Genomic DNA, 22,051 nt, shown 5'->3' with positions numbered 1-22,051 from the left:
AGCCCTTGAACGAGACCGAATTACTTGAGTTCGGCCTTGGCGCCGGCTTCCACCAGCTTCTTGACGGCAGCTTCGGCGTCGGCCTTGGCAATGCCTTCCTTGACGTTCTTGGGAGCGCCGTCCACCAGGTCCTTGGCTTCCTTGAGGCCCAGGCCGGTGATTTCGCGCACTGCCTTGATGACGGACACCTTGTTGGCGCCGGCTTCCGTCAGCACCACGTTGAATTCCGTCTTTTCTTCAGCAGCAGCAGCGCCAGCACCGCCACCAGCGGCAGCAGGAGCAGCCATGGCTGCAGCGCTCACGCCAAACTTCTCTTCAATGGCCTTCACCAGGTCATTGAGTTCCAGGACCGTCATGCTGTCCAGCGCGGTCAAGAATGCGTCTTTATCGAATGCCATTTTGATTTCCTAACAATTGTGTTGGTTGACTGCCCGGCTATCAAGCCGCGGCAGGTTCGGCGGCCGGTGCGGCTGCGCCTTCGCCTTTTTTCGCCGCCAGTGCGCCCAGCACAACGGCCGTACGCGACATGGGGGACATAAGCAAGCCACAAATCTGAGCCAGCAGCACTTCCTTGGAAGGAATGTTGGCCAGTTGCTTAACGCCGTTGACATCCAGGGCCTTGCCACCGAAAGCGCCACCACGAATCACCAGCTTGTCGTTGGTTTTCGCGAAATCGGCCACCACCTTGGCGGCGGCCACAGCGTCTTCGGAGAAGCCATAGATCAGCGGACCGGTCATCTGGTCAGCCACCACGTCAAACGCGCTGCCAGCTACAGCACGGCGAGCCAGGGTGTTCTTCAGAACACTCAGGTTCACGCCCTTGCTGCGAGCTTCCACACGCAGTTTGGTCATGTCGGCGACCGTGATGCCGCGGTACTCCGCGATCACAAGCGTTTGAGCTTTAGCGGCGAGGCTGGTCACTTCACTGATGACCGCTTCTTTCTCACTGCGATTAAGACTCAAGGTCTACTCCTTAAATTGCACATTCAGGCTTGCACCCTCCTGCGCGCTCTTGTTGCAGCGACCAACTGTTTCGGAACGGATTCCATCTGCAGCGGGATCGCCATCTGCGTTGGCCCCAGGGGGATTAAGTGCGAACTTGCACACCAACGGTCTTGGATGGCCTGAAGGCAGCTTGAATGCCAGCTTCAGCCCACCACATCGGACCCTTTGACAGGTCCGAAGATTTCTTTTCGCAATTACGCTGCGATGGATTGCGTATCCACGCGGACGCCCAGACCCATCGTGGAAGACACGGCGACCTTGCGCAGGTACAGACCCTTGCTCGAAGCAGGCTTGGCCTTGTTCAGTGCATCGATCAGCGCAGCCAGATTGCCTTGCAGCTTCTCGTTGTCGAACGAGCGGCGGCCAATCGTGCTGTGCACGATACCGGCCTTGTCCACGCGGAACTGCACTTGACCAGCCTTGGCGTTCTTCACGGCCGTGGCAACGTCAGGCGTCACTGTGCCCACCTTGGGGTTGGGCATCAGGCCACGCGGGCCCAGGATCTGGCCCAGCGTACCCACGACGCGCATCGCGTCAGGGGCAGCAATCACCACGTCGAAAGGCATGTCGCCAGCCTTGACCATGGCGGCCAGGTCGTCCATGCCGACGATGTCGGCACCCGCGGCCTTGGCTTCTTCAGCCTTGGCACCCTGGGCGAACACGGCGACGCGCGTCGTCTTGCCGGTACCGTTGGGCAGCACCACGGCGCCACGCACCACTTGGTCGGACTTCTTGGCATCAATGCCGAGCTGCACGGCCACGTCGATGGATTCATCGAACTTGGCGGTGGCGGCTTCCTTCACCAGAGCCACTGCATCCGCAAAGGCGTACAGCTTCGTGCTGTCAACCTTGCCCTGCAGGGCTTTTTGCTTTTTCGTCAACTTGGCCATTTACAAACCCTCCACCGTCACGCCCATCGAGCGTGCGGAACCAGCCAGCGTACGGACAGCTGCGTCAACATTCGCGGCATTCATGTCCTTCATCTTGGTCTTGGCGATTTCTTCGAGCTGTTCGCGCGTGATCTTGCCGACCTTGATCTTCAGCGCATTGGCCGAACCCTTTTCGAGCTTGATGGCCTTCTTGATCAGAGTCGTCGCAGGCGGCGTCTTGATGATGAAGGTAAAGCTCTTGTCTGCGAAAGCCGTGATGACCACGGGCAATGGCAGGCCTGGCTCCACACCTTGGGTCTGCGCATTGAATGCCTTGCAGAACTCCATGATGTTGAGGCCACGCTGACCCAGTGCCGGGCCGATGGGTGGGGATGGATTGGCCTTACCAGCTGGGACTTGCAGCTTGATAAAACCGACGATTTTTTTCGCCATGTTTTACTCCTTACGGGTCATAACGCCTGCGCTGCACCATGCAGCAACCGGCTCCCCGGGGTTAACGACTCGCTATCACGATGTTCGCACCGAGCCGAAAAGCGCGACATCCAATTGCTTGCCCTGGCGTGCCAGGGCGATCAGGGTTTTTATCGAAGATGTTCTTATGTCTTTTCGACCTGACCGAATTCCAGCTCGACCGGCGTGGAGCGGCCGAAGATCATCACGGAGACGCGCACGCGGCTCTTTTCGTAATTGACCTCTTCGACGGAGCCATTGAAATCCGTGAACGGACCTTCCTTGACGCGAACCAGCTCGCCCACCATGAATTCGATCTTGTGGCGCGGCTTGTCCGTGCCTTCCTGCATCTGGCTGACGATCTTCTGGACTTCCTCTTCGGAAATAGGGGCGGGGCGGTTCTTGGCCCCCCCCACGAAACCGGTCACCTTGTTGGTGTGCTTCACCAAGTGCCAGGTATCGTCGTCCATCACCATCTCGACGAATACATAGCCAGGGAACAAGCGACGCTCCGTCGTCTTGCGCTGGCCGTTTTTCATCTCCACCACTTCTTCGGTCGGCACCAGAATGCGACCGAACTTGTCTTGCATGCCAGAGCGACCAATGCGTTCCTGGATATTGCGCTCCACCGCCTTTTCCATGCCCGAATAGGCATGGACGATGTACCAGCGCAGATCCGGATTTGCCGAAGCAGAAGCGCCTGCAGGAGCTTCTGCTCCAGTGATTTCCGCAGCGGTCGTCATGACTTTCTCCAACCCAAAACCAAGTCGTACAAGACCCATTCCAGCGTCTTGTCCGTGAACCACAGGAAAAGCGCCATGATCACCACGAAGGCAAACACATACGCCGTCATCTGCAAGGTTTCCTTGCGGGTAGGCCAGACGACCTTTTTCACCTCGCGCCATGCATCCTTTGCGAAGGCAACGAACTGACGGCCAGACTCCGACACCAGGAACACGCCCGCAGCCGCCACCAGACCGACGATCAGCGCAGCCCATTGGACGAGAGCACCCTGCTTGCTCAGCAAATAAAAGCCCGCAACCGAGGCGATGACCAAAGCCACCACCGCTGCGAGCTTGGCCTTGTCTGCGCCTGTATTGACAGTTTCAACCTGTGAAGTGGCCATCTTTGAGTATTTCCTGCTTCCGATTCACGGCATCACTTAAGACACCGAAGCCCGCCAGGGCCTGGCGGGCTTGTTCTGAGCCACATTCAAGTGGCAGGGGCAGTAGGAATCGAACCTACAACCTTCGGTTTTGGAGACCGACGCTCTGCCAATTGAGCTATACCCCTGTATACCTTTGCCAGTTAAGCAATGATCTTGGCCACGACGCCAGCGCCGACCGTACGGCCGCCTTCGCGGATGGCGAAGCGCAGGCCTTCTTCCATGGCGATGGGGTTGATCAGCTTGACGGTGATCGACACGTTGTCGCCAGGCATGACCATTTCCTTGTCGGCCGGCAGCTCGATGGCGCCGGTCACGTCGGTCGTGCGGAAGTAGAACTGTGGGCGGTAGTTGTTGAAGAACGGGGTGTGGCGGCCGCCTTCGTCCTTGCTCAGCACATACACTTCAGCGGTGAAGTGGGTGTGGGGCTTGATCGAGCCGGGCTTGCACAGCACTTGGCCGCGCTCCACGTCTTCGCGCTTGGTGCCGCGCAGCAGCAGGCCGACGTTGTCGCCAGCCTGACCTTGGTCCAGCAGCTTGCGGAACATTTCCACGCCGGTGCAGATGGTCTTTTGCGTGTCGCGGATACCGACGATTTCGATTTCTTCGCCGACCTTGATGATGCCGCGCTCGACGCGACCGGTCACCACGGTGCCACGACCGGAGATGGAGAACACGTCTTCCACGGGCATCAGGAAGGCACCGTCCACAGCGCGCTCTGGCGTGGGGATGTAGGTGTCCAGCGCTTCGGCCAGCTTCATGATGGCTTCTTCACCCAGCTTGCCCTTGTCGCCTTCCAGGGCGAGCTTGGCCGAGCCACGGATGATGGGGGTGTCGTCGCCTGGGAAGTCGTACTTGTCCAGGAGTTCGCGCACTTCCATTTCGACGAGTTCCAGCAGTTCTTCGTCGTCCACCATGTCGCACTTGTTCAGGAACACGATGATGTAAGGCACGCCCACCTGGCGGGCCAGCAGGATGTGTTCGCGGGTCTGGGGCATGGGGCCGTCAGCGGCCGAGCACACCAGGATGGCGCCGTCCATCTGGGCAGCGCCGGTGATCATGTTCTTCACATAGTCGGCGTGGCCGGGGCAGTCCACGTGGGCGTAGTGGCGGTTGGCCGTTTCGTATTCCACGTGCGCGGTGTTGATCGTGATGCCGCGGGCCTTTTCTTCGGGCGCCGCATCGATCTGGTCGTATGCCTTGGCTTCGCCGCCGAACTTGGCGGACAGCACGGTGGCGATGGCCGCCGTCAGCGTCGTCTTGCCATGGTCCACGTGGCCGATCGTGCCCACGTTGACGTGAGGCTTGGTGCGCTCGAACTTTCCTTTTGCCATTTTTCCGACTCCGAAAAAAATCTATACCAATACGACAGGATCTCGGCGCAACCAGAATCGGACGCACCTGAAAGTGGTGCCCATGGCGGGAATCGGACCCGCGACCTCTCCCTTACCAAGGGAGTGCTCTACCACTGAGCCACATGGGCAACTTGATGCCGCTCGCACAACATCAAAATCTCTAACTCAACAAACCAGCACAAGCGAGCAATGGAGCGGGAGACGGGAATCGAACCCGCGTCATTAGCTTGGAAGGCTAGGGTTCTACCATTGAACTACTCCCGCATCGGCCAACAGCCTCTGCGCGCCCGGCCTTGCAATCAAGCAAAACCGGACATCACTCTCAACACTACTCTCTCACTGGTGGAGGGGACTGGATTCGAACCAGTGTAGGCGTAAGCCAACAGATTTACAGTCTGCCCCCTTTAGCCACTCGGGCACCCCTCCGGAGAATTTCGAATTATAGCACTAGTTTTTTGCAACACGGAGAAATTAGCAGCCCCGCAGGATCACCCGAAGAGACACATTCCCTGGATTGCACGCGTCATTGGTGCGGCTGGCGGGGATCGAACCCACGACCCTTGGCTTCGGAGGCCAATACTCTATCCACTGAGCTACAGCCGCACGACCGAACTGGCACAGCCTTGGATTATCGCATGCAACCGCCGCCAGCAAACGCACACCACCCCGATGCACCACAACCAACACGAGCACCCACAGACGCACTAGGGCACAACACGGCAATCCTGGGCATCAACAACCCCTGGCAATGCCAGGCCCAACCCCACAAGAAAGGCATCGGTACTCACCCCGCCGACACCCACCAGATCGAAGCCGCCTTCGCCCAGGATCCAGTTGCGAATGAGCCCATCGAACAAGGCATGCAAGCCCACGGCCGCCTCCATGGGCGTCATTGGCAAGACGACCCCTTGCAACTGCGCAGCCAGCTCGAAGTCGCGCGCCAACTGGCGGGTGAAACCATCCGACGCAGCCACGTGACGATCACGCACCCCCACGAGCTCGCTCACATATTCCACCTTGTAGAGCGCAATCTCGAAAACCCGGCGCGTCCGCTCGTCAGAGGCCACGCTGCGCAGCACAAGCGCCATCACCGCACGCAGCCGCTGCACCGGATCCGGACAGGTGCTGCACTCGAATTCCCCATAGCCCTGCTCGAGCGGAAGGGTCACCCGGTCCATCATGGCACTGAAGAGGTCCACCTTGTCCTTGAAATGCCAGTAGATCGCCCCCCGCGTCGCCCCCGCAGCCTGCGCGATATCGCTCAGGGAAGCACGCGAAACCCCCTTCTCCCGGAAGACCTGCTCCGCAGCATCTATCAGGCTGTTGCGCGTGGCAATTGCATCCTCTTTGGTTCGACGCGCCATGGGGTGTATGTCTCCTCGTTCTCAATGCCTAGTCACCGGCCGGATGCACCAAGACATCCGGCGGTCGCAATTATACATTCATGTTTGTATGTATAATCGCGCACTTATTTTGTCGGGCTCTCATCTTGGGGCGCTTCCAGCCAGCGGCCCTTTCCCCTACAACCCAATTCCTTGACGCCAATCAAAAGGACTCCCATGCCCACACCGCGTGACGCATCTGCCATTCCCTCCTTTCGCGCCTCTACAACCCACAAGGCCATCTCCCTGGTCGCAGCCACCGCAGCGGCGGTGTTGCTGGCTGCCTGCGGCAAAAGCGACGGCCAAGCCCCGGCCGGCGGGCAGCAGATGCCCCCCGTCGAGGTTGGGGTTGTCACCGCAACGCCCGGCGATGTGGGGCTGATCACCGAATTGCCGGGCCGCGTGGAAGCTTCCCGCGTCGCCCAGGTGCGCGCCCGGGCTGCGGGCATCCTGCAGCAGCGCCTCTTCAAGGAAGGCAGCGACGTGAAGGCGGGCCAGCCACTCTTTCGCATTGACGCTGCCCCGTACGCGGCAGCGTCGGAAAGCGCCCGCGCCAGCCTCGCCAAGGCCCAGGCCAACCTCGCGCAGGCCAGCGCCCAGGTGGAACGCTACCGCCCGCTCGTGAGCGCCAATGCCATCAGCAAGCAGGACTTCGTCAATGCGGAAGCCGCCGAAAAGCAGGCCCAGGCAGACGTGGCCGCCGCCAGGGCGTCGGTGCGCACCGCCGACATCAACCTTGGCTATGCCAGCGTGACCTCCCCCATATCGGGCCGCATCGGGCGGGCGCTGGTCACGGAAGGTGCATTGGTCGGGCAGGGAGAAGCCACTGCCCTGGCCGTCGTGCAGCAGATCGACCCGGTGTACGTGAACTTCACCCAATCGGCCAGCGATGTCTTCCAGCTGCGCCGCGCCATGGAAAGCGGCCAGTTCAAGCGCGCCGGCGGCACCGAGGCCGCCAGCGTCAAGCTCGTCCTGGGCGACGGATCGGAATACGCCCAGACCGGCAAGCTGCTGTTCACCGACCTGTCGGTGGACGCCACCACGGGACAGGTCACGCTGCGCGCGGAAGTCCCCAACCCCAAGGGGGAGCTGCTGCCCGGCCTGTACCTGCGCGTGCGCATCGAACAGGCCCAGGCCAGCAATGCCATCACCCTGCCCCAGCAGGCTGTCACACGCACCCAGCAGGGTGACACGGTCAGCGTGGTGGGCGAGGACGGCAAAGTGTCCCAGCGCCCCATCAAGGTCAGCGCGGCCCAGAACAACCGCTGGGTGGTTCTCGACGGGCTGAAGGCTGGCGAGAAGGTCATGGTGGACGGCTTCCAGAAGCTGCAGATGCTGCCGCCCGGCACGCCGGTGAAGCCGGTTCCATGGCAAGCGCCGGGAGCGCCATCCGCGGCCCCCTCGTCGCCGACCGCAGCAGCAGCACCTGCGGCACCCGCCGCTTCTGCCGCGTCTTCGTCGAAGCCATAAAGGGCACCCCAGCATGGCCAAGTTCTTTATCGACCGACCCATCTTTGCATGGGTGATCGCCCTGTTCATCATGGTGATGGGCGGCGTGGCGATCACGCAGCTGCCCATCGCGCAGTACCCACCGGTGGCTCCGCCAGCCATCGTCATCAACGCGGCCTATCCGGGCGCATCCGCGCAAACGCTCGAAGACAGCGTGCTGTCGGTCATCGAGCGCGAGATGAACGGATCACCGGGGCTGATCTACATGGAATCCGTCGCCCAGGCCGACGGCTCCGGCAGCATCACGCTGAGCTTCCAGCCCGGCACCAATGCCGATCTGGCCCAGGTGGATGTGCAGAACCGCCTCTCGCGCGCCACGCCACGGCTGCCCTCGGCCGTGACACAACAGGGCGTGCGCGTGGACAAATCGCGCTCCAACTTCCTGCTGTTCACCATGCTCTCGTCGACCAACCCGGCGACGGACACGGTGGCCCTGGGCGACTACGCGTCGCGCAACATCGTCCCCGAGCTGCAGCGGCTGCAGGGCATCGGCCAGGCACAGCTGTTCGGCACGGAACGCGCCATGCGCATCTGGATCGACCCCGCCAAGATGGTGAGCTTCAACCTTTCGGCCGCCGAAATCACCGCCGCCATCCGCGCCCAGAACGCCCAGGTGGCCAGCGGCACGATCGGCGACCTGCCCAACATCGCGGGCCAGGGGATTGCGGCCACGGTGGTGGTCAACGGCCAGCTCTCCAGCGTGGAGCAGTTCGGCAACATCGTGCTGCGCGCCAACACCGACGGCTCCACCGTGCGCATCAAGGACGTGGCGCGCGTGGAGCTGGGGGGCCAGGCCTACGCCACGGCCGCGCGACTGAACGGCAAGCCCGCCGTGGGCATTGGCGTCCAGCTGTCGCCCAGCGGCAATGCCCTGGAAGCCGCGAAAGCCGTGCGCACCAAGATGAATGAGCTCTCGCGCTACTTCCCCGAAGGCATGAGCTGGAGCATTCCCTACGACAGCTCGCGCTTCGTGGACATCTCCATCAAGCAGGTGGCCGAGACCCTGCTGGAAGCGGTGGCGCTGGTGTTCCTGGTGATGTTCCTGTTCCTGCAGAACTGGCGCTACACCATCATCCCCACCATCGTGGTGCCGATCGCTCTGCTGGGCACCTTCGCCACGCTGCTGGCGCTGGGCTTCTCGATCAACGTGCTGACCATGTTCGGCATGGTGCTGGTGATCGGCATCGTGGTGGACGATGCCATCGTGGTGGTGGAAAACGTCGAACGCATCATGAGCGAGGAAGGACTGTCCCCGCTCGAGGCGACGCGCAAGGCCATGCGCCAGATCTCGGGCGCCATCATCGGCGTGACCGTGGTGCTGATCTCGGTGTTCGTGCCGCTGGCCTTCTTCGCGGGCTCCACGGGCAACATCTACCGCCAGTTCTCGGCGGTGATGGTGGCCTCCATCGGCTTTTCCGCCTTCATGGCCCTGTCGCTCACGCCGGCCCTGTGCGCCACGCTGCTCAAGCCCGTGGAAGCCGGGCACCACCACGAGAAGACCGGCTTCTTCGGCTGGTTCAATCGCGGCTTTTCGCGCACCGCCAAGGGCTATGAAGGCTTCGTGGCGCGCATGCTCAAGCGGGCAGCACGCTACCTCGTCATCTACGCCGCCATCATTGGCGCCGTCGCCGTGGTGTACATGCGCCTGCCCACCTCGTTCCTGCCCAGCGAAGACCAGGGCAACATCATCGTCAACGTGCAGCTGCCCCCCGGCGCGACACAGGAGCGCACGCTGGCCGTGATGCAGCAGGTCGAGGAGTTCATTCTCAAGCAGCCCGAAGTGCAGAGCATGGTGGGCGTGCTGGGCTTCAGCTTCTCCGGCCAGGGGCAGAACGCCGCCCTTGCCTTCGTGACCTTGAAGGACTGGAGCGAACGCCACGGCCCGGGCCAATCGGCGCAGGACGTTGCCAACCGGGCCTTCGGCGGCCTGATGGGAATCCGCGATGCGTTCATCTTCCCGCTGAGCCCGCCTCCCATTCCCGAGCTGGGCAATGCCAGCGGCTTCACGTTCCGCCTGCAGGACCGCGGAGGCGCCGGCCACGAGGCGCTCGTGAAGGCACGCAATCAGCTGCTGGGCATGGCCTCGCAAAGCAAGGTGCTCACGCAGGTGCGCCCGGACGGCCTGGAAGACGCCCCACAGCTGCAGATCGACATCGACCGCGACAAGGCCAACGCCCTGGGCGTGCCGTTCGATGCCATCAACTCCGCGCTGTCGACCGCGCTGGGCTCGAGCTATGTGAACGACTTCCCGAACCAGGGCCGCCTGCAGCGCGTGGTCGTGCAGGCCGACGCGCCTTCGCGCATGCAGCCCGACGATCTGCTGAAGATCAACGCCGCCAACAGCCAGGGCAAGCCGGTGCCGCTCTCTGCCTTCGCCACCACCCGCTGGGTCAATGGCGCACAGCAGACGGTGCGCTACAACGGCTATCCCGCCATGCGGATCTCGGGCTCGCCAGCCCCCGGTTTCAGCACGGGCGCCGCCATGGCCGAGATGGAAAAGCTCGCGGGCCAGCTGCCCGCAGGCTTCGGCTTTGAATGGACCGGCCAGTCGCGCGAGGAAAAACTGGCGGGCTCCCAGTCGCTGATCCTCTACAGCTTCGCCATCCTGGCCGTGTTCCTGTGCCTGGCCGCGCTGTACGAAAGCTGGTCGATTCCGCTGGCCGTGATCCTGGTGGTGCCCCTGGGCGTGCTGGGCGTGCTGCTGGCGACCCTGCTGCGGGGCTATGCCAATGACGTGTACTTCCAGGTGGGCCTGATCACCATCATCGGCCTGTCGGCGAAGAACGCCATCCTGATCATCGAATTTGCCAAGGACCTTCAGGCCCAGGGCAAGGGCGTGATCGAGTCGGCGCTGGCGGCCGCGCACCTGCGGTTCCGCCCCATCGTGATGACCTCGATGGCGTTCGGCCTAGGCGTGCTGCCGCTGGCCATCGCGTCGGGCGCGGGCTCGGCCAGCCAGCGCGCCATCGGCACGGGCGTGCTGGGCGGAATGATCACGGGCACGGCACTGGCCGTGTTCTTCGTGCCCGTGTTCTTCGTGGTGGTCCGCAGCCTGTTCAAGGGCAGCGCGCGCCAGCAGGAAATGAACCGCCGCCACGCAGAAGAAGCAGGAGTTGGAACCCATGACTAATCACCGCAGCACCTCCATCGCACTGGCAGCGGCAGCGGCAGCGCTGCTGGCCGGCTGCTCGTTCATCCCCGTCTACGAGCGACCCGCGGCCCCCGTGCCGGCCACGTACACCACAGCGGCTTCCGCCGGCGGCACCACGCAGGGCGCTGCGGCCGCGGCCCCCTGGCAGGACTATTTCGCCGAGCCCCGGCTGCGCCAGCTCATCGAAGCCGCGCTGGCCAACAACCGCGATCTGCGCGTGGCCGTGCTCAACATCGAACAGGCACGCGCCACGTTCCAGGTGCGCCGGGCCGACCTGTACCCGGGCGTGGGCCTGGCGGCCAACGCCAGCCGCGCACCGGCCGCGGGCACGGGCGACCTGACCAACTCGTTCAGCGTCGGACTTGCGGTTTCGGCCTGGGAGATCGACTTCTTCGGCCGCATCGCCAGCCTCAAGGAGCAGGCGCTCGCGCAGTACCTTGCCACCGAAGAGGGCCGCAATGCGGCGCAGGTCAGCCTGGTGGCCGCCGTGGCCAACGGCTGGCTGAACCTGCTGGCCGACGAGGAGCTGCTGGACCTGTCGCGCCAGACCCTCGCGTCGCGCGAGGAATCGGTGCGCCTCACGCGCATGCGGCTGGACGCGGGCGTGGCCTCGGAGCTGGACTTCCGCCAGGCAGAGTCCCTGACCCAGGCGGCACGCGCCACCCTGGCGCAGCAGCAGCGCCAGCGCGCGCTGGACGAGAACGCCCTGGCCCTGCTGCTCGGACAGTCCCTGCCCGACGACATCCGCGCCAGCCTCACGGGCAGCCGGCTGGCCGCTGCGCCCGCCATGGCGCAGTTGCCCGCGGGCCTGCCGTCCGAACTGCTGACGCGCCGCCCCGACATCCGCCAGGCAGAGCAGCAGCTGATCGCGGCCAACGCGAACATCGGCGCGGCGCGGGCCGCGTTCTTCCCGCGCATCTCGCTCACGGCCCAGGCAGGCACCGCCAGCGGGGAACTGTCGGGCCTGTTCAAGAGCGGCTCGTGGGGGTTCACGATCGCGCCGTCCCTGCTGCTGCCCATCTTCGACGCGGGCCGCAACCAGGCCAACCTCGAGAGTGCGCAAGCCGGGCGGGGCATCGCCATCGCGCAATACGAAAAGGCCATCCAGACGGCCTTCCGCGAAGTCTCGGATGCGCTGGCGGGCCAGGCCACCCTGGGTGAGCAGGCCGAGGCCCAGCAACTGCAGGCCCAGGCGGAGGGCGCGCGGCTGCAGCTGGCCGATCTGCGCTACCGCAACGGCGTATCGAGCTACCTGGACCTGCTGGACGCCCAGCGCTCCCTGTTCGCCACGCAGCAGGCCGTCGTGCAGGTCAAGCTCGCGCAGCTGCAAAACCAGGTGGCGCTGTACAAGGCCCTGGGCGGCGGCGCGCCCGAAGCCGCGGCGGTGGCGGGCAATCCGTCCTGACGCGCACGGCGGCGCCAGGCCACGCGCGCCCGCACCGCAGGGTGGCGGCGCGCGCGGGCTGTCTCGCGCATCTGGCGCAGCGCCTGTGCGATGCTCACGGGGAGGCACCAGCCCCGCAGATATAATTGAGGGTTGATTTCATCAAAGCCCCCCGATACACCCTGAGGACGTCATGAGCGACAACCACCACGAAGAAGCCCATACCGGCCCGATCAAGAACCCCAAGCAGTTGCTGGTCGCGGTACTTTTCTCGTTTGTGATTCCGATCTTTGCCATCATTGGCTTGGTCCTGTATGTCACGTCGGCCGACAAGCCGGCCGCTGGCGCAGCCAATCCCGAGAAGGCCATTGCCGAGCGCATCCAGAAGGTGGGCATGGTCGAAATCCGCGATGCCAACCGCCCCCTGCGAAGCGGCGAAGACGTCTACAAGGGCCAGTGCGCGGCCTGCCATGCCACAGGCGCCGCGGGGGCTCCCAAGTTCTCGGACGCCGCTGCCTGGTCGGCCCGCATCAAGACCGGCTTTGAAGCGCTGGTCCAATCCGCGCTGAAGGGCAAGGGCGCCATGGCGCCGCAAGGCGGCGGCGACTTCAACGACACCGAAATCGCGCGGGCCGTCGCATACATGGCCAACGCCGCCGGCGCCAAGTTCGCGGAACCCGCGGCACCCGCCGGAGCAGCCCCCGCGGCTGCCGCCGACGCCGCGTCCGCAGCCCCTGCCGCTACGGCGGCCGCAGCAGCGCCCGCTGCCGAAGCCGCTCCTGCTGCTGCAGCAGCAGCAGCGCCCGCTCCTGTGGCCGCTGCCGCCGCAGGCGCTGGCGAAGCCCTGTACAAGCAGGCGTGCCAGGTGTGCCACGCGGCTGGCGTGGCCGGCGCCCCCAAGTTTGGTGACAAGGCCGCCTGGTCGGCCCGCCTGCCTGCCGGCATTGATGCGCTGTACAACAGCGTGGCCAAGGGCAAGGGTGCGATGCCTCCCCGCGGTGGCGCCGCTCAGGCGTCGGATGCCGATCTGCGTGCCGCCGTCGAGTTCATGGCCGCGGCCGCCAAGTAAGCCCTTCTCTCCCGCATGCGGCGGAGCGCCGCGCGGGCCCATGAAAAAGCCGGTTCTGTGGACCGGCTTTTTTACTTTCTGCGCCCTGGTTCCTTCTCTTTCTTCTTCAGGTGCGCGCCATGCCCGCCCTGGGCGCCCGCCCCTGCATTCCACCAGCGCTCCAGCGGCCATGCGGGCTCATGACGAAGCCGTAGCGCCCCGGCAAATCCTCTGCCCGCACATCCAGCGGTACCCAGCGGCCCGCCTCCACCGCCTCGGCGGCCAGGGGCACGTCCAGGGTGTGCACCAGCCCCACGCCCAGCTCCGACTCCAGGTAGACCCGCCCCTGCGTATCCACCAGGCAGCCCTGCACCGCGGCCCCCCGGCCGGTGTGGGAAAGCACGGAAAAATCCGGCTGTATGCGCCACACGAGGGGCGTGGCTTCCAGTTCCACATACACGCGCTGCGGCCCGTTCTGGAAAAACCATTGCCCCTGCGCGTCGTGCTCGTAATTGCGCGCGATGAATTCGACCAGCTTTTCATGCTGCAGCAGGGACCCCTTGCTGCGCGGAAAGGGGCCCGCGGCCTGGACCTGGTCGTCGCGCAGGTACCAGTGGCCGCGCGCATCCAGGCCGAGCCATCCGTAGCAGTCGGGCACATTGGGCCACTTGACCAGCGCCTGCTTGACGATGTCATCCATGCGGCGATTGTGCTCCCGCGCGCGCCACGGCCCCCGCATGCTCTGCCAGCCATCCCCCGACTGCGTCGGGCATGGCGCGCACATGCCCCGGCAAGCGCCCGTGGGCAAAGCCGACATGGCCGCCGTGCGGGGGCTGCCAGAGCGTGACGAACCCGTTGGCCACCTCCTGCGGCAACGGCAGGCTGGCGGCCGGAACGAACGGGTCGTTGCGCGCATTGACGACCAGGGCCGGAAGGCGGATGCGGTGCAGCAGCGGCTTGGCGGAGGCGCGCAGCCAATAGTCTTCGGTGTTGCGAAAGCCGTGCAGCGGTGCGGTGAACACGTTGTCGAACGCATACAGGTCACGCGCCGCCACCAGGGCCTGCCGGTCGAACAGCCCCGGGTGCTGCGCCAGCTTCTGCAGCGCCTTGGGCACCAGGGTGCGCATGAACATGCGCGTGTAGACCTGCCGGTTGAAGCCGCGCCCGATCGCGTGCCCGCCTGCGGCCAGGTCGATGGGCGAGCACACGGCGGCCACCGCGTCCGCGCTGCGCGCGGCGTCCTCGCCCACTTCGGCGGCCCAGCGCAGGAGCGCGTTTCCCCCCAGGGAGACACCCACCGCCATCAGCGGCCCCCGGTGCGATGCACGCAGGCGCTGCAGCATCCAGCCGATCTCGGCGTGGTCGCCCGAGTGGTAGGCGCGCGGCGCACGGTTGATCTCGCCACTGCACCCCCGGAAATGCGGCAGCGCGCAGGCCCAGCCCTGCTCGCGCGCCAGGTCGGCGAACGCTTCGCAGTAGTGGCTGCGCGACGAACCCTCCAGGCCATGAAAGACCACCAGCAACGGCCGGGGCGCGCCGGCCGCCGCCACGCCATCCTGCAGGAAGTCCACATCCACGAAGTCACCATCCGGCGTCTCCCAGCGCTCGCGGCGGTACTCGGGGCGGGGCCCGAACACCCGGCGCGAGTACAGGGCCGGCCAGATGGTCTGGAGCTGGCCTCCGGGCAGCCAGCGGGGCGCTACATATTTCATAGCTATTAGCGCTTACAGTTCCGGGGAAAGAAGGCAAAAAGGCTTGAACATGGGAAGGCCATCGGCTCAATGGAGCACGGGCCGCTGCGCGTCCGCCGTCTGCACGTCCGGCGCGGCCCCGGGGCTGGCGTGGTGCGCCACCATGCGCCAGCCTTCGGGGGTCTTGTGGTAGACGTTGGTGGCCAGCACCACGGCCTGGTGCAGGCCGTCGGGCAGCATCACCTCCACGTGTTCGGCGACGCTGTGCACGGCGCTGGTGAGGGCCACCACCCGGTGTACCTGCACGGGCCGGGCCCGCACCGTGCCATGCGAAAACATGGCCTCGAATGCCGCCCGGATCGCCCCCGCGCCCAGCAACCTCGGCCCGCCGGGGTGCACGCAGACGATGTCGTCCTCGTCGGCCCAGCAGGACATCAACAGCTCGATGTCGCCACGCTGCAGGGCCTCGTAGAACGCGGCTTCGGTTTCGTCCGAGGAACCTCCGAGGGTGGCGGCGCTGGAGCGGGGACGGGGCATGGTGATCGGCAGGATGGTGTGAAGGAAAGGCATGGCGGCCGGGGGCCCGTCCACGCGCAGGGCACTATTGTGCGGCCATCCCCTTGCGGGCGTGGTGACCATGTGCGGCCTGCCCGGCACCGGAAAGCGGTGCCGGCGCGCGCACTTGTTGCAGAATCTGCCGGGTGGCCACTGTCTGGCCCATTCGCACCCCGGTCCCTTGTCCTGACTCCACCTGGCGAACACCACCATGATGATGAAACGCATCCTTGCACTTCTGGCAGCCGTGCTGGCCCTGAGCGGCTGCGGCTACAACGACTTCCAGCGCCTGGACGAGCAGTCCAAGGCCGCATGGAGCGAGGTCCTCAACCAGTACCAGCGCCGTGCCGACCTGGTGCCCAACATCGTCGCCACCGTCAAGGGCGAGGCGAACTTCGAGCAGGAAACCCTGACCCGCGTGGTCGAGGCGCGCGCCAAGGCCACCTCGATCCAGGTCACGCCCGAAACCCTGAACAACCCCGAGGCATTCAACAAGTTCCAGCAGGCGCAGGGCGAATTGTCGGGTGCGCTGTCGCGGTTGATGGCGGTCTCCGAGCGGTATCCCACGCTGCAGGCCAACCAGGGCTTCAGGGACCTGCGCGTCACGCTGGAAGGCACCGAGAACCGCATCACCGTGGCACGCAACCGCTACATCCAGACCGTGCAGGAGTACAACGTGCTCGCGCGCAGCTTCCCCACCAACCTGACGGCCATGGCCTTCAGCTACCAGCCCAAGCCCAGCTTCACGGTGGCCAACGAGGCCCAGATCTCCGCGCCCCCCACCGTGGATTTCTCCGCCTCCAAACCCAAGCCCTGAGCGGACTTGCCCTTCCACCGGACAACCGAGAAAATATGCCCCTAGCGCTTATCCACAAAGCGCTGATAGCTATATTTTTTATAGCATTCGCCTTGCCCTGGGCCCGGGCCGACGGGGGCCTGCTACCCGTGCCTGCGCTCACCGGCCCAGTCATCGACCAGACCGGCACGCTGGACGCCGCCGACACGGCGGCGCTGGAAGCGCAGCTGCGCGCGCTGGAGCAGGCCCGGGGTGCCCAGATCGTGGTGCTCATGGTGCCCACCACCGCCCCCGAAGACATCGCGTCGTTCGCCAACCGCGTGGGCAACACGTGGAAGATCGGCCGCAGGGAGGTGGGCGATGGCGTTCTGGTGATCGTCGCCAAGAACGACCGCAAGATGCGCATCGAGGTCGCCAAGGCCCTGGAGGGCGCCATCCCCGACATCGCGGCGGCGCGCATCATCGACGGCGCCATGAAGCCCAGATTCCAGCAGAACGACTATGCGGGCGGCCTGCGCGACGCCATCGCCCAGCTTGGCGCGCGCATCGCCGGCGAGGCACTGCCCGCGCCCACGGATGCCGGCACAGGCCCATCGACGCCGCAGGACAGCGGCCGCGGAGGCTTCGACTGGACCGACCTGGCCATCTTCCTGTTCTTCGGCGTGATGGTGGCCGGTCCGCTGGCGCGCAGCATCTTCGGCGGCCGGCTGGGAGGCCTGTTCATGGGCGGGGGCGTGGGCTTTCTTGCCTTCGTGTTCACGTCCAGCCTGCTGGTGGCCGGCGGCGCGGGGATCATCGCACTGCTCTACACCTGGCTCTTCAGCGGCGTGGGCGGCGGCGCCCGGCAGGGCCGAAACGCCGGCCCGATCGGCGGCTGGGGCCATGGCGGCGGCGGGGGCTGGGGAGGCGGCACCAGCGGCGGCGGGGGCTTCAGCTCCGGAGGGGGTGGAGATTTTGGTGGCGGCGGCGCCTCGGGAGACTGGTGACATGGGCCCTGAAACTGCAGCACCCTCGACCTTCCCGGGCCTGGCCACCGCCCTGTGGCGCCTTGCGCGGCATCGCTGGGGCGAACCCGGTGCGCGCCGTGCGCTCTCCAGCGAAGCCCTGGAGCGGCTGGCCGCGCGGGTTGCGGCCAGCGAGCGGCAGCACACGGGCCAGATCCGCATCGTCGCCGAAGCCAGCCTGCCCTGGAGCTACCTGCGCCGCCATGCCAGCGCGCGCGAACGCGCCATCATGCTGTTCAGCAAATACCGCGTGTGGGACACCGAGCACAACAACGGCGTGCTGATCTATCTGCTGCTGCCCGAGCATGCGATAGAGATCGTGGCCGACCGGGGCCTGGCCCGCCATGTGGCGGGCAGCGAATGGCGGGATGTGATCGCACAGATGTCCACCCACTTCCGCCAGCGGCACTACGAAGAAGGCCTCGCGCAAGCCATCGAGGCCGTGTCGTCCCGCCTGGGCAGGCACTTCCCGCGGACATCGGACACGCCCGGCGACAACGAATTGCCGGACGCCCCCGTGGTGCGCTAGGAGTCCACCCGGCTGCAGCCCGGGGCGCGCCGAGCGCCGCCGGAAACGGGCGGGCGGACCGTGCGCGCCGGGACCGCGTGCGAGGGACGCAGGTGCGCCGCCACCCTTCGCAAGGGTGCGGCAGCTGCCGCGACGGCCTTTCCCAAGCCATTCACACTGTCCCAAACTCGCACCAGGGTTTTCCTCTAAAAACGGCTTCAGATGCCGCGTCGTGCCGCGAAATCCGGCGGGTTGCGGCAGAGTTCCATCTTCATTGTTTCCAATACTGGAACAGTTAGTTTGCGACCCGGTGGTTTTTCTTCGCGCCCCATCCACGTACAGTTCATCCCATCGATGAGCCGAACCCGCAAGGCGACTCACCGAACCCGGTTCAGAAATGGTTTTTGTCCCGGTTTTTCTGAGACGCTTTTTTCTTCCTGAAGGATTTCATCATGAACAAGACCGCCCGCTTCCTCTCCATCGCCGCCGTGGCTGCTTTCGCTTCTTTCGGTGCCCAGGCCGACGAGGCCGATGCCTCGCAGTTCGCCACCAAGTTCGAGACGAACCGCACCCGCGCCGAAGTGGCCGCCGAAGCCGCCACCGTGGCCCAGACCCGCTCCATCGAACCCGCAGGTTCGCGTGTGGTGACCTACCAATCCACGGCCGACCGTGCCGCCGTGCGTGCCCAGGCCGCCGATGCCGTGCGCACCGGCCAGATCCCTTCGGGCGAGCGTGGTTGATCAGCGTTTGATTCGCTGAATCCAGGCCCTCTCCTGCTGCGTATTTCCAAGTACATCGCCCTCATTTTTTTGAATTTCACCGGAGTTTCACCATGAACAAGACCGCACGTTTCCTCTCCATCGCCGCCGTGGCCGCTTTCGCTTCTTTCGGTGCCCAGGCTGATGAAGCCGATGCCTCGCAGTTCGCCACGAAGTTCGAGACGAACCGCACGCGCGCCGAAGTGGCCGCCGAAGCCGCCACCGTGGCCCAGACCCGCTCCATCGAGCCCGCAGGTTCGCGCGTGGTGACCTACAAGTCCACGGCCGACCGTGCCGCCGTGCGTGCCCAGGCTGCTGAAGCCGTGCGCACCGGCCAGATCTCGGCGGGCGAAATCGGCAACGCCATGTAATGCCCAGATCCCGCATGCGGGACGGAAGGTGCAGATGCAAGCCAAAAAGGCTGGGGCCCCGCGAAGGGCCCCGGCCTTTTTCGCATGGGCCGGTCGGTCACAATGGCAGGGCTGATGGTTCCCACCACGCCGCCGCCATGCCCCCCTTCCGATCCATCGACCACGTCATGCTGCGGCTCCCTGCGGCAGAGCCTCTGTTCGAACTGTTCAGCCGGACCTTCGGCCTGCCCGTGGCGTGGCCCCTGCAGCGCACCGGCTTCGCCACCTATGGCTGGGTGCATGTGGGCAACACGGACCTGGAGTTCTGGGCGGCAGCCAACAATGGCGACCTGCCGGCCTGCGCGCGGCCGCCGCTGGTCCATGGTTTCGCATTGGAGCCCTCCGGGCCCTTGCCCGGCGCCATGGCCCACGCCACCTCGCTGGGCATCGCCTGCAAACCTGCCCGCCCCTTCCAATCTGCAGGCCACCGAGGCGAAGTGGTCACGAACTTCACCAACTCTGTCCTGCTGGATCTGTCAGCCCCCAGCTGTTGCGTGTTCTTCTGCGAATGGGCACCGGGCGCCCCCATCTACCCCTGGGACGATGCCACCACACCCGTGGAACGCCGAATGCGGCACAGGCAGGTGCTGGAAGCAAGCGGTGGCGGCCCCCTGGGGTTGCTCGGACTGCACGCGGTCCGCATGGGCACGCCGGATCTGGCGGCCCATCGGCGCCAATGGCAGGCGCTGAGCTGCTCTTCTCCCGGCGGCCACTCCATCGCGCTCACCCCGGAGGTCTCGCTGGAACTGGTGCCGGGCGAGCACCTGCGGATTGAATCGCTGTCCTTCAGGGTCCGTTCGGTGGCCGTGGCACGCGCCTTTCTGGCCCACCACCAACTGCTGGGGGCCGACATGGAGGATGATCAGCTTGGCGTGGCCTGCGAAGGCCTGCACATCCATCTGGTGGAGGCACCGGCTCCGTCCGGCGGCTGCGGCTGCGGCTGCGGCAGTCCATAAAACACCTGCGCCCGCCCAGGCGCTGCAGCCCGGACAGCGCGGGGTGTGGAGGCTCCTTCATTGCATTGCGGCATAAAAAAACCCGGCAAAGCCGGGTTTTCTCTGGGCAGATCCGCGAGGGCCTGAATTGCTTACTTCTTCTGGCGGAACTTGCGCAGTGCCGCGATCTGCGCAGCCATCACAGCCAGTTCGGACTGCGCCTTGGCCAGATCGATCTCGCTCTTGGCATTCTTCAGTGCTTCCTCGGCAGAGGCCTTGGCAGCATTGGCCTTCTCGTCGTCCAGGTCCTTGCCGCGGATGGCGGTGTCGGACAGCACGGTCACACAGTTGGGCTGCACTTCCAGAATGCCACCGGCCACGAAAACGAACTCTTCGCTGCCGTCGGCCATTTCGATGCGCACCGAGCCCGGCTTGATGCGTGTGATCAGCGGGGTGTGGCGGGGAAAGATGCCCAGTTCGCCAGCTTCGCCAGGCAGCGCGACAAAGCGTGCTTCACCGGAGAAGATGGACTCTTCGGCACTGACCACATCAACGTGGATGGTGTTCATCATTGCTCCTAGGAAAAGGTGGGTTGCTTGATTGCTGAAGGCAGAGCGGCGGTAGGCTGCTCAGCCGCCGGGCAATCAGGCCACCTTCTTGGCCTTTTCGAAGGCTTCGTCGATGGTGCCCACCATGTAGAACGCCTGTTCCGGCAGGTGATCGCATTCGCCGTTCACGATCATCTTGAAACCACGGATGGTTTCCGACAGGGGAACGTACTTGCCTGGCGAGCCCGTGAACACTTCGGCCACGTGGAAAGGCTGCGACAGGAAACGCTGGATCTTGCGCGCGCGGGCCACGGCCAGCTTGTCTTCAGGCGCCAGTTCGTCCATGCCCAGAATGGCGATGATGTCGCGCAGTTCCTTGTAGCGCTGCAGCGTGCCTTGCACCGCACGGGCCGTGGCGTAGTGGTCTTCGCCCACGACGTTCGGGTCCAGCTGGCGGCTGGTGGAGTCCAGGGGGTCCACGGCAGGGTAGATACCCAGCGAGGCGATGTCACGCGACAGCACCACGGTCGAATCCAAGTGGGCGAACGTCGTGGCAGGCGAGGGGTCGGTCAAGTCATCGGCTGGCACGTACACGGCCTGGATGGAAGTGATCGAACCCACCTTGGTGGACGTAATACGCTCTTGCAGGCGGCCCATTTCCTCGGCCAGCGTAGGCTGGTAGCCCACGGCGGAAGGCATGCGGCCCAGCAGGGCGGACACTTCGGTACCGGCCAGCGTGTAGCGGTAGATGTTGTCCACGAAGAACAGCACGTCACGGCCTTCGTCACGGAAGGACTCGGCGATGGTCAGGCCGGTCAGCGCCACGCGCAGACGGTTGCCTGGGGGCTCGTTCATCTGGCCGTACACCATGGCAACCTTGGACTCTTCGAGCTTCTCCAGGTTCACCACGCCGGAATCGGCCATTTCATGGTAGAAGTCGTTCCCTTCGCGGGTACGCTCGCCCACACCAGCGAACACCGACAGACCGCTGTGGGCCTTGGCGATGTTGTTGATGAGCTCCATCATGTTCACGGTCTTGCCCACGCCGGCACCACCGAACAGACCCACCTTGCCGCCCTTGGCGAACGGGCACACCAGGTCGATCACCTTGATGCCGGTTTCCAGCAGCTCTTGCGAAGGCGACAGTTCGTCGTACGCAGGGGCCTTGCGGTGGATGGATGCCGTCAGTTCCTGGCTCACGGGACCACGTTCGTCGATGGGCGCGCCCAGCACGTCCATGATGCGGCCCAGCGTCGCCTTGCCCACGGGCACGGTGATGGAGTTGCCGGTGTTGGTCACCATGATGCCGCGGCGCAGGCCGTCGGACGAACCCAGCGCAATGGTACGCACCACGCCGTCGCCCAGCTGCTGCTGTACTTCCAGCGTCAGGGTCGAACCGTCGAGCTTCAGAGCGTCGTAAATCTTGGGCATCTGGTCGCGTGGGAACTCAACGTCCACCACAGCGCCGATACATTGAACAATCTTGCCTTGCACTTGAGCCATTTTT

23 protein-coding genes and 5 tRNA genes are annotated in these 22,051 nt (G+C 65.1%); 10 read left to right on the top strand and 18 right to left on the bottom strand.

The features are described 5' to 3' along the window. Nucleotides 1-20 precede the first annotated feature (20 nt). The 13 genes from rplL to ACAM51_RS16020 all read right to left on the bottom strand — a co-directional run bounded on the left by rplL (nucleotide 21) and on the right by ACAM51_RS16020 (nucleotide 6,229). Nucleotides 21-398, bottom strand: a complete 378-nt coding sequence (rplL, locus tag ACAM51_RS16080) for a 50S ribosomal protein L7/L12 (RefSeq protein ID WP_008907085.1) — start codon at nucleotides 396-398, stop codon at nucleotides 21-23. Nucleotides 399-438: 40 nt separating this feature from the next. Beyond that, nucleotides 439-963, bottom strand: coding sequence for a 50S ribosomal protein L10 (rplJ, locus tag ACAM51_RS16075; protein ID WP_218297387.1), 525 nt, complete (start codon nucleotides 961-963; stop codon nucleotides 439-441). Nucleotides 964-1,199: 236 nt separating this feature from the next. Continuing rightward, a complete protein-coding gene (gene rplA, locus ACAM51_RS16070; protein WP_218297388.1) occupies nucleotides 1,200-1,895 on the bottom strand; it encodes a 50S ribosomal protein L1 in 696 nt (231 codons plus the stop codon). Further along, nucleotides 1,896-2,327, bottom strand: a complete 432-nt coding sequence (gene rplK, locus ACAM51_RS16065) for a 50S ribosomal protein L11 (RefSeq protein WP_063459212.1) — start codon at nucleotides 2,325-2,327, stop codon at nucleotides 1,896-1,898. It abuts the gene before it with no gap. 164 nt (nucleotides 2,328-2,491) lie between these two features. After that, the gene (nusG, locus tag ACAM51_RS16060) at nucleotides 2,492-3,088 is read right to left on the bottom strand and encodes a transcription termination/antitermination protein NusG (RefSeq protein WP_082437456.1); all 597 of its coding nucleotides are present in this window, start codon (nucleotides 3,086-3,088) and stop codon (nucleotides 2,492-2,494) included. Beyond that, the gene (secE, locus tag ACAM51_RS16055; RefSeq protein WP_218297389.1) at nucleotides 3,085-3,471 is read right to left on the bottom strand and encodes a preprotein translocase subunit SecE; all 387 of its coding nucleotides are present in this window, start codon (nucleotides 3,469-3,471) and stop codon (nucleotides 3,085-3,087) included. The genes nusG and secE overlap by 4 nt, the downstream gene beginning before the upstream one ends. A gap of 91 nt (nucleotides 3,472-3,562) precedes the next feature. Further along, nucleotides 3,563-3,638, bottom strand: a tRNA-Trp gene (locus ACAM51_RS16050). A 15-nt stretch (nucleotides 3,639-3,653) separates the two neighbouring features. Continuing rightward, the gene (gene tuf, locus ACAM51_RS16045; protein WP_056642984.1) at nucleotides 3,654-4,844 is read right to left on the bottom strand and encodes an elongation factor Tu; all 1,191 of its coding nucleotides are present in this window, start codon (nucleotides 4,842-4,844) and stop codon (nucleotides 3,654-3,656) included. Between the two features lie 74 nt (nucleotides 4,845-4,918). Beyond that, nucleotides 4,919-4,993 (bottom strand) — tRNA-Thr (locus tag ACAM51_RS16040). A 62-nt stretch (nucleotides 4,994-5,055) separates the two neighbouring features. Beyond that, nucleotides 5,056-5,129 (bottom strand) — tRNA-Gly (locus tag ACAM51_RS16035). A 76-nt stretch (nucleotides 5,130-5,205) separates the two neighbouring features. Next, nucleotides 5,206-5,291, bottom strand: a tRNA-Tyr gene (locus tag ACAM51_RS16030). A 101-nt stretch (nucleotides 5,292-5,392) separates the two neighbouring features. Beyond that, nucleotides 5,393-5,468: transfer RNA gene (locus ACAM51_RS16025), tRNA-Arg, on the bottom strand. Between the two features lie 101 nt (nucleotides 5,469-5,569). Next, complete coding sequence (locus tag ACAM51_RS16020; RefSeq protein WP_218298049.1) at nucleotides 5,570-6,229, bottom strand: TetR family transcriptional regulator; 660 nt, start codon at nucleotides 6,227-6,229, stop codon at nucleotides 5,570-5,572. A 195-nt stretch (nucleotides 6,230-6,424) separates the two neighbouring features. Between ACAM51_RS16020 and ACAM51_RS16015 the strand changes: the two genes are divergently transcribed. The 4 genes from ACAM51_RS16015 (at nucleotide 6,425) to ACAM51_RS16000 (ending at nucleotide 13,360) form a co-directional block, all read left to right on the top strand. Next, nucleotides 6,425-7,717 (top strand): efflux RND transporter periplasmic adaptor subunit, encoded by a 1,293-nt coding sequence (locus ACAM51_RS16015; protein ID WP_369641168.1) that lies wholly within the window; start codon nucleotides 6,425-6,427, stop codon nucleotides 7,715-7,717. A gap of 13 nt (nucleotides 7,718-7,730) precedes the next feature. Continuing rightward, a complete protein-coding gene (locus tag ACAM51_RS16010) occupies nucleotides 7,731-10,886 on the top strand; it encodes an efflux RND transporter permease subunit (RefSeq protein WP_218298047.1) in 3,156 nt (1,051 codons plus the stop codon). After that, nucleotides 10,879-12,312 carry an efflux transporter outer membrane subunit gene (locus ACAM51_RS16005; protein ID WP_369641167.1) on the top strand — a complete coding sequence of 478 codons (1,434 nt, stop codon included), beginning with the start codon at nucleotides 10,879-10,881 and terminating at the stop codon, nucleotides 12,310-12,312. Before ACAM51_RS16010 ends, ACAM51_RS16005 begins: the two co-directional genes overlap by 8 nt. 172 nt (nucleotides 12,313-12,484) lie before the next feature. Further along, nucleotides 12,485-13,360, top strand: coding sequence for a cytochrome c5 family protein (locus tag ACAM51_RS16000; protein WP_369641166.1), 876 nt, complete (start codon nucleotides 12,485-12,487; stop codon nucleotides 13,358-13,360). 106 nt (nucleotides 13,361-13,466) lie between these two features. Here the strand turns inward: ACAM51_RS16000 and ACAM51_RS15995 are convergent, their stop codons facing one another. The 3 genes from ACAM51_RS15995 to ACAM51_RS15985 all read right to left on the bottom strand — a co-directional run bounded on the left by ACAM51_RS15995 (nucleotide 13,467) and on the right by ACAM51_RS15985 (nucleotide 15,567). Further along, complete coding sequence (locus ACAM51_RS15995; protein ID WP_369641165.1) at nucleotides 13,467-14,039, bottom strand: DUF2946 family protein; 573 nt, start codon at nucleotides 14,037-14,039, stop codon at nucleotides 13,467-13,469. Continuing rightward, nucleotides 14,032-15,051, bottom strand: coding sequence for a YheT family hydrolase (locus ACAM51_RS15990; RefSeq protein ID WP_369641164.1), 1,020 nt, complete (start codon nucleotides 15,049-15,051; stop codon nucleotides 14,032-14,034). Before ACAM51_RS15990 ends, ACAM51_RS15995 begins: the two co-directional genes overlap by 8 nt. A 66-nt stretch (nucleotides 15,052-15,117) precedes the next feature. Continuing rightward, on the bottom strand, nucleotides 15,118-15,567 hold the full coding sequence (locus ACAM51_RS15985) for a nuclear transport factor 2 family protein (protein ID WP_218298042.1): 450 nt from the start codon (nucleotides 15,565-15,567) through the stop codon (nucleotides 15,118-15,120). A gap of 235 nt (nucleotides 15,568-15,802) precedes the next feature. Here ACAM51_RS15985 and ACAM51_RS15980 point away from each other — a divergent pair, with 235 nt between their 5' ends. The 6 genes from ACAM51_RS15980 to ACAM51_RS15955 all read left to right on the top strand — a co-directional run bounded on the left by ACAM51_RS15980 (nucleotide 15,803) and on the right by ACAM51_RS15955 (nucleotide 20,017). Continuing rightward, a complete protein-coding gene (locus tag ACAM51_RS15980; protein WP_218341852.1) occupies nucleotides 15,803-16,402 on the top strand; it encodes a LemA family protein in 600 nt (199 codons plus the stop codon). A gap of 35 nt (nucleotides 16,403-16,437) precedes the next feature. Continuing rightward, a complete protein-coding gene (locus tag ACAM51_RS15975) occupies nucleotides 16,438-17,367 on the top strand; it encodes a YgcG family protein (protein ID WP_369641163.1) in 930 nt (309 codons plus the stop codon). A gap of 1 nt (nucleotide 17,368) precedes the next feature. Further along, entirely contained in the window at nucleotides 17,369-17,914 is a 546-nt protein-coding gene (locus ACAM51_RS15970) for a TPM domain-containing protein (RefSeq protein ID WP_369641162.1), read from the top strand. Nucleotides 17,915-18,345: 431 nt separating this feature from the next. Beyond that, nucleotides 18,346-18,633, top strand: coding sequence for a DUF4148 domain-containing protein (locus ACAM51_RS15965; RefSeq protein WP_218293877.1), 288 nt, complete (start codon nucleotides 18,346-18,348; stop codon nucleotides 18,631-18,633). A gap of 92 nt (nucleotides 18,634-18,725) precedes the next feature. After that, a complete protein-coding gene (locus ACAM51_RS15960; RefSeq protein ID WP_218298038.1) occupies nucleotides 18,726-19,022 on the top strand; it encodes a DUF4148 domain-containing protein in 297 nt (98 codons plus the stop codon). Nucleotides 19,023-19,159: 137 nt separating this feature from the next. Beyond that, nucleotides 19,160-20,017: a hypothetical protein gene (locus ACAM51_RS15955; protein WP_369641161.1), complete on the top strand. Its 858-nt coding sequence runs from the start codon at nucleotides 19,160-19,162 to the stop codon at nucleotides 20,015-20,017. A gap of 131 nt (nucleotides 20,018-20,148) precedes the next feature. On the opposite strand, the gene ACAM51_RS15950 is transcribed toward ACAM51_RS15955, so the two are convergent. Both ACAM51_RS15950 and atpD read right to left on the bottom strand, forming a co-directional pair. Continuing rightward, nucleotides 20,149-20,565: a F0F1 ATP synthase subunit epsilon gene (locus ACAM51_RS15950; RefSeq protein ID WP_218298036.1), complete on the bottom strand. Its 417-nt coding sequence runs from the start codon at nucleotides 20,563-20,565 to the stop codon at nucleotides 20,149-20,151. 75 nt (nucleotides 20,566-20,640) lie between these two features. Further along, on the bottom strand, nucleotides 20,641-22,047 hold the full coding sequence (gene atpD, locus ACAM51_RS15945) for a F0F1 ATP synthase subunit beta (RefSeq protein WP_055396243.1): 1,407 nt from the start codon (nucleotides 22,045-22,047) through the stop codon (nucleotides 20,641-20,643). Nucleotides 22,048-22,051: the final 4 nt, after the last annotated feature.

Source organism: Acidovorax sp. A79, assembly GCF_041154505.1.
Lineage (GTDB): Bacteria > Pseudomonadota > Gammaproteobacteria > Burkholderiales > Burkholderiaceae_C > Acidovorax.
This window is presented reverse-complemented; position numbering and strand designations above follow the sequence as displayed.

Excerpts from the sequence above, each read along its gene's own strand:
- ACAM51_RS15975 (WP_369641163.1), top strand. The coding sequence starts at position 16,438 with ATGCCCCTAGCGCTTATCCACAAAGCGCTGATAGCTATATTTTTTATA.
- ACAM51_RS15960 (WP_218298038.1), top strand. The coding sequence starts at position 18,726 with ATGAACAAGACCGCACGTTTCCTCTCCATCGCCGCCGTGGCCGCTTTC.
- ACAM51_RS16000 (WP_369641166.1), top strand. The coding sequence starts at position 12,485 with ATGAGCGACAACCACCACGAAGAAGCCCATACCGGCCCGATCAAGAAC.
- ACAM51_RS15980 (WP_218341852.1), top strand. The coding sequence starts at position 15,803 with ATGAAACGCATCCTTGCACTTCTGGCAGCCGTGCTGGCCCTGAGCGGC.
- ACAM51_RS15985 (WP_218298042.1), bottom strand. The coding sequence starts at position 15,567 with ATGCCCCGTCCCCGCTCCAGCGCCGCCACCCTCGGAGGTTCCTCGGAC.
- rplK (WP_063459212.1), bottom strand. The coding sequence starts at position 2,327 with ATGGCGAAAAAAATCGTCGGTTTTATCAAGCTGCAAGTCCCAGCTGGT.
- rplA (WP_218297388.1), bottom strand. The coding sequence starts at position 1,895 with ATGGCCAAGTTGACGAAAAAGCAAAAAGCCCTGCAGGGCAAGGTTGAC.
- ACAM51_RS16020 (WP_218298049.1), bottom strand. The coding sequence starts at position 6,229 with ATGGCGCGTCGAACCAAAGAGGATGCAATTGCCACGCGCAACAGCCTG.
- rplL (WP_008907085.1), bottom strand. The coding sequence starts at position 398 with ATGGCATTCGATAAAGACGCATTCTTGACCGCGCTGGACAGCATGACG.
- ACAM51_RS16010 (WP_218298047.1), top strand. The coding sequence starts at position 7,731 with ATGGCCAAGTTCTTTATCGACCGACCCATCTTTGCATGGGTGATCGCC.
- atpD (WP_055396243.1), bottom strand. The coding sequence starts at position 22,047 with ATGGCTCAAGTGCAAGGCAAGATTGTTCAATGTATCGGCGCTGTGGTG.
- ACAM51_RS15955 (WP_369641161.1), top strand. The coding sequence starts at position 19,160 with ATGCCCCCCTTCCGATCCATCGACCACGTCATGCTGCGGCTCCCTGCG.
- ACAM51_RS15970 (WP_369641162.1), top strand. The coding sequence starts at position 17,369 with ATGGGCCCTGAAACTGCAGCACCCTCGACCTTCCCGGGCCTGGCCACC.
- ACAM51_RS15965 (WP_218293877.1), top strand. The coding sequence starts at position 18,346 with ATGAACAAGACCGCCCGCTTCCTCTCCATCGCCGCCGTGGCTGCTTTC.
- secE (WP_218297389.1), bottom strand. The coding sequence starts at position 3,471 with ATGGCCACTTCACAGGTTGAAACTGTCAATACAGGCGCAGACAAGGCC.
- ACAM51_RS15990 (WP_369641164.1), bottom strand. The coding sequence starts at position 15,051 with ATGAAATATGTAGCGCCCCGCTGGCTGCCCGGAGGCCAGCTCCAGACC.
- ACAM51_RS15995 (WP_369641165.1), bottom strand. The coding sequence starts at position 14,039 with ATGGATGACATCGTCAAGCAGGCGCTGGTCAAGTGGCCCAATGTGCCC.
- tuf (WP_056642984.1), bottom strand. The coding sequence starts at position 4,844 with ATGGCAAAAGGAAAGTTCGAGCGCACCAAGCCTCACGTCAACGTGGGC.
- ACAM51_RS15950 (WP_218298036.1), bottom strand. The coding sequence starts at position 20,565 with ATGAACACCATCCACGTTGATGTGGTCAGTGCCGAAGAGTCCATCTTC.
- ACAM51_RS16005 (WP_369641167.1), top strand. The coding sequence starts at position 10,879 with ATGACTAATCACCGCAGCACCTCCATCGCACTGGCAGCGGCAGCGGCA.
- ACAM51_RS16015 (WP_369641168.1), top strand. The coding sequence starts at position 6,425 with ATGCCCACACCGCGTGACGCATCTGCCATTCCCTCCTTTCGCGCCTCT.
- nusG (WP_082437456.1), bottom strand. The coding sequence starts at position 3,088 with ATGACGACCGCTGCGGAAATCACTGGAGCAGAAGCTCCTGCAGGCGCT.